The 7896-nt window shown below is 72.5% G+C and carries 9 protein-coding genes and 1 pseudogene; 7 read left to right on the top strand and 3 right to left on the bottom strand.

From position 1 onward, the window contains the following. Positions 1-255, top strand: a 255-nt coding sequence (locus tag C464_RS11605) for a DUF192 domain-containing protein (protein WP_006113894.1), incomplete at its 5' end; no start/stop codon positions are given. A gap of 107 nt (positions 256-362) precedes the next feature. On the opposite strand, the gene C464_RS11600 is transcribed toward C464_RS11605, so the two are convergent. Beyond that, the gene (locus tag C464_RS11600; protein ID WP_049911103.1) at positions 363-791 is read right to left on the bottom strand and encodes a desampylase; all 429 of its coding nucleotides are present in this window, start codon (positions 789-791) and stop codon (positions 363-365) included. A 157-nt stretch (positions 792-948) separates the two neighbouring features. On the opposite strand from C464_RS11600, the gene folP reads away from it, so the two are divergent. Both folP and C464_RS11590 read left to right on the top strand, forming a co-directional pair. Then, complete coding sequence (gene folP, locus C464_RS11595) at positions 949-2187, top strand: dihydropteroate synthase (protein ID WP_006113892.1); 1239 nt, start codon at positions 949-951, stop codon at positions 2185-2187. Between the two features lie 162 nt (positions 2188-2349). Next, the gene (locus C464_RS11590) at positions 2350-3093 is read left to right on the top strand and encodes a 6-hydroxymethylpterin diphosphokinase MptE-like protein (protein WP_006113891.1); all 744 of its coding nucleotides are present in this window, start codon (positions 2350-2352) and stop codon (positions 3091-3093) included. Here C464_RS11590 and C464_RS11585 read toward each other — a convergent pair. After that, positions 3090-3881, bottom strand: coding sequence for a creatininase family protein (locus C464_RS11585; RefSeq protein WP_006113890.1), 792 nt, complete (start codon positions 3879-3881; stop codon positions 3090-3092). The genes C464_RS11590 and C464_RS11585 overlap by 4 nt on opposite strands. A gap of 142 nt (positions 3882-4023) precedes the next feature. Between C464_RS11585 and C464_RS11580 the strand changes: the two genes are divergently transcribed. From C464_RS11580 to C464_RS11565, 4 genes are all read left to right on the top strand, one after another. Continuing rightward, positions 4024-4431, top strand: a complete 408-nt coding sequence (locus tag C464_RS11580; RefSeq protein ID WP_006113889.1) for a nascent polypeptide-associated complex protein — start codon at positions 4024-4026, stop codon at positions 4429-4431. Beyond that, the gene (locus C464_RS11575; RefSeq protein ID WP_006113888.1) at positions 4428-5168 is read left to right on the top strand and encodes a methyltransferase domain-containing protein; all 741 of its coding nucleotides are present in this window, start codon (positions 4428-4430) and stop codon (positions 5166-5168) included. The genes C464_RS11580 and C464_RS11575 overlap by 4 nt, the downstream gene beginning before the upstream one ends. 110 nt (positions 5169-5278) lie before the next feature. After that, on the top strand, positions 5279-6295 hold the full coding sequence (locus C464_RS11570) for a transcriptional regulator TbsP domain-containing protein (protein WP_006113887.1): 1017 nt from the start codon (positions 5279-5281) through the stop codon (positions 6293-6295). A 107-nt stretch (positions 6296-6402) separates the two neighbouring features. Then, a complete protein-coding gene (locus tag C464_RS11565) occupies positions 6403-7524 on the top strand; it encodes a pyridoxal phosphate-dependent aminotransferase (RefSeq protein ID WP_006113886.1) in 1122 nt (373 codons plus the stop codon). Positions 7525-7555: 31 nt separating this feature from the next. Here the strand turns inward: C464_RS11565 and C464_RS11560 are convergent. Beyond that, positions 7556-7896: pseudogene (locus tag C464_RS11560) on the bottom strand (hypothetical protein); the annotation flags it as partial.

Raw genomic sequence — 7896 nt, 5'->3', positions numbered from 1 at the left:
ATGCTGTTCGTCTACGACGCGCCTCGGGATACCCTCACCTACGTGATGCGTCGGATGAGCTTCGGCATCGACATCGTCTACGTCGACGGCGACCGGGAGATCACCCGGATCCACAACGCGCCGGAGCCGGGACCGAACGAGGACGGCGAAGAGCAGCGGTATCCTGGCTCCGGCCAGTACGTCTTGGAGGTCCCCTACGAGTGGACCGACCGTCACGGCGTCGCGGTCGGCGACTCGCTACGCTTCGATCTTTAGATAGCCCCGGGAAGGGGCGGTCGCTCGGGCCGACGACCGAGGCGACCGACCGACGTCGCGGCCGGGTCGACTGCGCCTCGGCCCTCCGGCTCGGACGCCCGGCGGCGTCACCGCTCGGACCGCACCGAGACGGTCTCGCGTTCGAATCCCGCCTCGTCGCCCCGCCAGCGCCAGGACCCGACGAACGGGTAGCCGTCGAGCGCGCAGATCACGTACGAGCGGTCGGGCCACGTCGCCCGCGCCGCGTCGGTCTCGCTCGGGCGGGTCGGGCCCGCCGGGTGCGAGTGGTAGAAGCCGACCACGTCGAGCCCGTCGCCCTCGATCGCCTCGATGAGCTTGAGCTGCTCTTCGGGATCGATGCGGTATCGGATCTGCGGTCTGTCGGCGACGTTCTCCGCCCGGTGCGCGTCGCTGACGACGGCCGGCGCTCCGTCTTCCCCGCGACTCCCGGCGAGCACGCCGCAGACCTCCGCCTCGCCCCCCTCGTACGCGTGGTGGACGACATCGTCGTACGCCTCCCGCGACAGCGCGATCATGATCGCGAAGACGAGCGGCTCGCGGATAAGTGCCGCCCGACCGGCAAGGACCGCCATCGTCACCGGCGGCCGCGCGGCGGAAGCTCTCGCCGTCAGTTCCCCGGCGAGCGCGTCGGGTACTCGCCCCGTTTATGTCGCTCGCGCCCGTGGGGATCGTATGCGAAACGTGGACGCCGCAGGGCTCGGGATCGGCGACGACCACCCGCCCCGGATCATGGGCGTGCTCAACGTCTCGGAGGAGTCGCCGTACGACCCCAGCGTGTACGACGACCCCGGCGAGGCCGCGGCGTACGTCGACGAGGAACTGATCGGCGAGGGGGCCGACATCGTCGACGTCGGGCTCGAATCGGCCAACAAGGACCTCGACGTGCTCTCCGCCGAGCAGGAGCTGGACCGGCTCGACACCGCGATCGAGACGCTCGAATCGACCTCCGGCGACGCCGTCTGGTCGATCGAGACGCGCTACCACGAGGTCGCCGACGAGGCGCTCGCTCGCGGCTTCGACATGGTCAACGACATCTGCGGGTTCGCCGACCCCGAGATGCCCCGCGTCTGCCGCGAGCACGACGTGGCGGTGTCGAAGATGGCCTCGCCGCCGGACCTCGAACGACCGGGCGCGATCGAGGACGTCGACGACATCTACGAGGCGCTCTCGATGAACGGCCTCACCGACAAGACGATCCTCGACCCCGCGTTCGGCGGCTGGTCCGAGGCAAAGACCCACGAGGACGACCGCGAGACGTTCCACCGCCTCCGCGAGTTCCGGGGGTACGGCCGGCCGCTCCTCGTCTCGATCAACCGCAAGAGCTTCCTCAGGACGGTCGCCGGGCGCAGCACCGAGGAGGCGCTCCCGGTCTCGCTCGCCGCGACGTCGATGGCGGTCGAGCGCGGCGCGCACGTGATCCGCACCCACGACGTGGCCGAGACGCGCGACGCCGCCCTCATCGGCGCGGAGTTCGCGCGCGACCGCTACGCCGGACGCGGAGACGACGCCGTCTCCGTCGAGGAGCTCGACGTGACGACGGTCGGCGAGGCGGAGCGGCACCTCGACCGGATCGGCGCGGCGGGGGCGACTCAGGGGAGCAACGCGGTCGCCGACAGCGCCGTCGTTCGCACCTACGAGCTCTCCGGACTCGACGAGGAGGCGATCGGCGCGCTGCGCGCCGCGACCGTCGGCGGCGACGCGACCGGCGCGGCGTTCGCGCTCGGCGACGCGAACCGCGCCGCGGTCGCGACGGCTCACTCGGCGACGGACGGCGGCGACGAGCCCGCAGGCGACGGGCGGGGGATCCTCGTCGGCACGCCCGCGGCCATCGATTCGGTCCGTGAGGCGGTATCCGGGGTCTCGGAGCCGCTCGATGTCGCGCTCGCGGATATCGACCGACACGTGAGTTAAGAGAAAGTTTATGCCCTCGTGTAAACAACCGATCGACCGGACGCTGGAGGGGCACGCGGGTAGGGGTACTCTGTGCCACTCCGGCCCATACCATATATCGACCGGCGAGCGGCAGGGCCGCTCTGCGGCGAGTGCGGCGGTCGCTCAGAGCGTGATGTCGCCGTGAACTTCGACACCTTCGAGCCCGTCTACGAGGCGATCCTCGACGACTTCGGCTTCGGCCGCGCCGCCGACGAGCGCGTCCGCGACGTCGCCGCCGACCTCGCGACGCCGTTCCCGCTCGACCGCCTCGGCGACTGGGAGGGGAAGACGGTCGCTGTCGCGGGCGCGGCCCCCCGCCTCGCCGACGACGCGGCGCTCGCCCGCGACGCCGATGTCGTGGTGGCCGCTTCGACGGCCGCGGACGTGCTCGCCGACCGCGGCGTGGCCGTCGACTGTATGGTGACCGACCTCGACAAGAACCCCGAAACGGCGGCGGAACTGACTCGGGAGGGAACCCCGGTCGCCGCGCACGCCCACGGCGACAACCTCCCCGCGGTCCGCGAGTGGCTCCCGCGCTTCGCCGACGAGTGGACCTTGGCGACCACGCAGGCGGCCCCCGTCGGGCCCGTCCGGAACACCGGCGGGTTCACCGACGGCGACCGGGCCGCCTTCCTCGCCGACCACGTCGGGGCCGGCGAACTCGTCTTCCCCGGCTGGGAGTTCGACGACCCCGCCGTCGACCCGATGAAGGCGCGGAAACTCGACTGGGCGGCTCACCTGCTGCGCTGGCTCGAACGCCGCCGCGGCGAGCGCTTCGCGGTCCTCGACGGCCGACGCGAGGCGGCCGACGCCGCGCTCCGAGAGACCCTCGGGGACGACCTCGGCGGCGAACGAGGGCCCCGAAAGCGTTCCAACGGCGGTTAGCGACTCCCTTCTTCCCGCTCGATCCGCGGCTCCGGGAACAGCTCGTCGGCGTCGCGGTCGCCGATCCACTCGGCCAACTGGACGAGCCGGTCGGCGGCCGCCTCGAACAGGCGCTCCGCCTTCTCCGGCGTCACGTCGGTCGGGTCCCCGAACGCGCCGTTCGGAGAGTTGTCGACCGCGTCGTAGAACGTCCGGGCTCCGTGGACGGTCGTCTCGGCGTCGGCGAGGTCGGGGAGCCCGCCGTCGCGGGCGTCTTCGAGCCGGTCCTCGCGGACGAGGTCGGGGGCGAGGTGGGTGACCATGGCCGTCTCCTTGGGGCCCGCGTGGGGGCCGTTGCGCTCGAAGAGGTCGTCGACCAGGTCCGGGATCGACTCGTCCCACATCCACTCGACGGCGTAGGCGACCTCGTCCTCGTGGAGCCGCCGACCGACCTCCCGGAGGTGCTGGACGTTGCCCCCGTGGGCGTTCACGAACACCACGCGGTCGATCCCGTGGTACGCCAGGTTCCGCGTGAACGACTCCACGTAGTCGCGGAACTCCGGCGGGTCGACCCACATCGTCCCCGGGAACTGCCGGTGGTGCGGGCTGACCCCGACGTTGATCGTCGGCGTCCGGAACGCGTCCGAGCGCTCCGCGGCCGCCGTCGCCAGCCCCTCGGCGATCAGGTGGTCGGTCGCGAGCGGGAGGTGGGGCCCGTGCTGTTCGGTCGAGCCGAGCGGGACGAGCGCGACGGAGCCGGGGGACAGCGCGTCGCCGAGCTCCGGCCAAGTGTGGTCCGCGAGGTACATACCGCCGCCTCGCGCGCGACACGTATCAACCCCGCCGTCGCGGTCGGGTTCGCCGCCACCGGCCGAACCCGGTTCCCGCCGAGCGGCGGGTTCTCGGCCCGTGTCGACACCCTTTTTGTATCCTCCGGCCGAAGGATCGGGCATGTTCGGAGGCGGCGGAATGAATCCGCGGAAGATGAAACAGATGATGAAACAGATGGGGATCGATGTCGAGGAGCTCGACGCCGAGCGGGTCGTCATCGAGACGGCCGACGGCGACGACCTCGTCTTCGACGGCGCGCAGGTCACCAAGATGGACGCCCAAGGCCAGGAGACCTACCAGATCGTCGGCTCGCCCGACTCGGTGGCCGACGCGGGCGGCGCGGCCGCGGTCGAGGGCGACACGGACGCGGCAGCAATCGAAGCCGAGGACGACGGCGAGGACGAGGGCATCCCGGAGGAGGACGTCAAGCTGGTCGCCCAGCAGGCGGGCGTCTCGAAGGAAGCGGCGCGGGAGGCGCTGGAGGCGGCCAACGGGGAGCCCGCGCGGGCGATCTCGGACCTGCAGTGACGGACGCCGCGTACCTGCTCGTCCACGAGGACCGCGAATACCTGCTGGAGCCGGGCGAGGAGTTCGGGACCGACCTCGGCGTGATCGAGGTCCCCGACGACGTCGCGGCCGGCGACGAGGTCGAGACGCACCTCGGCACCGTCTTCGAGGTCCGCGCGCTCCGCGGCCCCGACCTGTTCAACCACCTCGACCGCACCGGCGCGCCGATGATGCCGCGCGACGTGGGGCTCGTGATGGGCCACACCGGCGCATCTGGCGGCGACCGCGTCCTCGACGCCGGCACCGGGACGGGGATCCTCGCCGCGTACCTCGGCCGGGCCGGTGCCGACGTCACCACCTACGAGGTAGACGACGAGTTCGGGGACGTGGCCCGCGCGAACATGGTGACGGCCGGCGTCGCCGACCGCGTCGACGTCCGGACCGGCGACCTCACCGAGTCGCTGGACGCGCTCGCCGAGGAGGGGTCGTTCGACGTCCTCACCCTCGACACCGGCGACGCCCCGGCGGTCGTCGAGCGCGCGGACGACCTGCTCGCGTCCGGCGGCCACCTCGCCGTCTACTCGCCGTTCGTCGAGGGGACCCGCGAGGCGGCCCTCGCCGCCCGCGAGGCGGGGCTCTCCGAGATCGAGACGCTCGAAACGATCCAGCGCGAGATGGACTTCTCCGACCGCGGCTCCCGCCCCTCCACCGCCGGCGTGGGCCACACCGGCTACCTCCTGTTCGCGCGCGCCCCCTGAGGCGGTCGCGCGCCGCTCTCCCCGCTCCGGCACCTCCGCGCCGTTCGTCCGACGGCCATCGCACCGCGCCGGGCGCAACCCTCTTTCTGATCGCGCCGGTTACCGACTGTGTGTCCGACGACGAGGCCGAGACCGACGCCGCCGCGAACGGCGCGACCGACGGCTCCGCGGCGGACCACGACGGCGTCGACGGCGGCCCCGAGGTCGCGGACGTCTTCCCCCGCGACGAGGATCCCCTCGCGGAGTCGGTCGAGACCGCGCTCGCGGGCCGGTCCGCGGTGGTCGCCGTCGGCGTCCCGCTCCGGCTCCTCCCGGCGGTGCTGGCGGCTCGCGAGCGCTCGTCGGGAGCGCCGTGGCGGGTCGCGTGTCGCCCCGGGGTCGTCGACGCCCTCTCGCGCGCGCTGGTCCTCGGCTCCGCGGTCGCCGAGGCGGTCGAGCGCGACGAGATACGGATCCGGACCGGGGAGCCGCTCGACCACGGGGCGGGCGGGACCGTGTTCGCGGGTCCCGACGGGGTCGACGCCGTCGTCGGCCCCCGCGGCGACCGCTCGCTCGCGACGACGGCGGTCGGAGACGGTCCGGAGGCGGTCGACGGAGTCCGCGCGACAGCCGCGTCGCGGTTCGAGGCGGCGACGGCGGGGCCGGTCGGGATGCCCTCGCGGACCAGCCTCCTCGCGGCCGCGAGGGAGGTCCTCGACGACCGGTTCGCCGACGACGTGGCGGTCCTGCTGGAGTCGCTCGACATCGGGGCGTTCGGTCGCACGACCGAGATATCCGACCGCACGCTCCTCGTCGCGCTCGCGGCGCGTCACGACCACCTCTTCCGGGACCTCCGGCGGTGGGTCGGGGTCGACGGCGTCGGGATCGCGCCCGAACAGGAGTTCACCGGCGACCGTCGGGCGCTCGTCGATCGGGAGCTGATCGAGTCGATCAAGGTGCCCATGGGCCCTGGCAGACCGATGCTCCGGCTCCGCGTGGTCGACGACGCGCTGTTGCGCGCGCACCCCGAAGAGGTCCCGAGTATCCTCCGAGGGCGGTTCGCGCTGCCCACCGACGACGACGGACGGGTCCGACGCGACGCGGGCCGCGAGGGGCGTCGCCCGGTCTGGGAGCGGCGGCGGTGGTGAGCGGCGGCGGTGTCGAGGGCCAGCCCCGTTCGCCGCGCGGCCCCTCGCGGCCGGCGGCCCGCCCGGACGTGACAAGAACTAACTCTCGGCGGCGCAGTTCAAACGGTATGACGACGTTCTCCGAGCGGGTCGAACGGATCTCGATAAGCGGGATCCGCGAGGTGTTCGAGGCGGCCGGCGACGACGCGATCAACCTCGGGCTGGGCCAGCCCGACTTCCCGACGCCGCCCCACGCCCGCGAAGCGGCGGTCGACGCGATCGAGTCCGGGAAGGCGGACGCCTACACCGAGAACAAGGGTACGCCCGCGCTGCGCGAGGCGATCGCCGAGAAGCACCACGCCGATCAGGGGATCGACCTCGACCCCGGCAACGTCATCGCGACGGCCGGCGGCAGCGAGGCGCTCCACATCGTCCTAGAGGCGCACGTCGACGCGGGCGACGAGGTGTTGATCCCCGATCCGGGGTTCGTCTCCTACGACGCGCTGACGAAGCTGGCGGGCGGCGAGCCCGTTCCCGTGCCGCTCCGCGACGACCTCACTATCGACCCGGCCGCGATCGAGGACGCCATCACCGACGACACCGCGGCGTTCGTCGTCAACTCTCCCGGCAACCCCACGGGCGCGGTCTCCTCCGAGGAAGACGTCCGGGAGTTCGCACGCATCGCCGACGAACACGACGTGCTCTGCCTCTCCGACGAGGTGTACGAGTACACGGTGTTCGACGGCGAACACCACTCGCCGATCGAGTTCGCCGAGACGGACAACGTCGTCGTCGTCAACTCCGCCTCGAAGCTGTTCTCCATGACGGGCTGGCGGCTCGGCTGGGTGTACGGCTCCGCCGAGCGCGTCGAGCGCATGCTGCGCGTCCACCAATACGCGCAGGCGTGCGCCTCCGCGCCGGCCCAGTACGCCGCCGAGGCCGCGCTGCGGGGCGACCGCGGCGTGGTCGACGAGATGACCGCGTCCTTCGAGCGCCGCCGCGACATCGTCTTGGAGGGGTTCGACGACATCGGCCTCGACTGCCCGACGCCGCAGGGCGCGTTCTACGCGATGCCGCGCGTGCCCGACGGGTTCGTCGACGAGTGCCTCGACCGCGGCGTGGTCGTCGTCCCCGGCGAGGCGTTCGGCGAGAACGGGGCCGGCCACGCCCGGGTCTCGTACGCGACCGACGAGGAGCGGCTCCGCGAGGCGCTCGACGTGATGGCCGAGGCGTACGAGGCGGCGCGCTGACGCCCCCGTCCCCGAGACGCGTCCCGCCCGGTCAGTCGCCGCCCGAGAGGCGAAGCTCCCGCTCGTAGTAGTCGTCGCCGTATCGGATCATCCCTTTCCTGTCCGTGAGGACGCCGGCGTCGTTCCGGATACCGCCGTCGAGGTAGGGGCGCGCGTCGAGCGCGCGGAGGAGCTCGGCGTAGGCGTCGGAGTACGGGTACGGCTCGCCGTACTCGTCTCCCACCGCCCGTCGAAGGATCCGGTCGGCCTCCGCGGAGAGCTCGTCCGACTCGATTCTGGGACCGACGAACGTCGTCCGGAGGATCGCCTCCATACGCTCGGGACGCTCGGCGACCGCCGCCGCGGTCGGCCGATAGACCGTCTCGTGGAACC

Source organism: Halorubrum coriense DSM 10284 (assembly GCF_000337035.1).
Taxonomy (GTDB): Archaea; Halobacteriota; Halobacteria; order Halobacteriales; family Haloferacaceae; genus Halorubrum; species Halorubrum coriense.
Note: the sequence above shows the minus strand (reverse complement) of the source record. Positions and strands in the feature narration are given on the sequence as shown.

Coding starts and splice junctions, on each gene's coding strand:
- C464_RS11600 (WP_049911103.1), bottom strand. CDS start 791: ATGATCGCGCTGTCGCGGGAGGCGTACGACGATGTCGTCCACCACGCG.
- folP (WP_006113892.1), top strand. CDS start 949: ATGCGAAACGTGGACGCCGCAGGGCTCGGGATCGGCGACGACCACCCG.
- C464_RS11585 (WP_006113890.1), bottom strand. CDS start 3,881: ATGTACCTCGCGGACCACACTTGGCCGGAGCTCGGCGACGCGCTGTCC.
- C464_RS11580 (WP_006113889.1), top strand. CDS start 4,024: ATGTTCGGAGGCGGCGGAATGAATCCGCGGAAGATGAAACAGATGATG.
- C464_RS11565 (WP_006113886.1), top strand. CDS start 6,403: ATGACGACGTTCTCCGAGCGGGTCGAACGGATCTCGATAAGCGGGATC.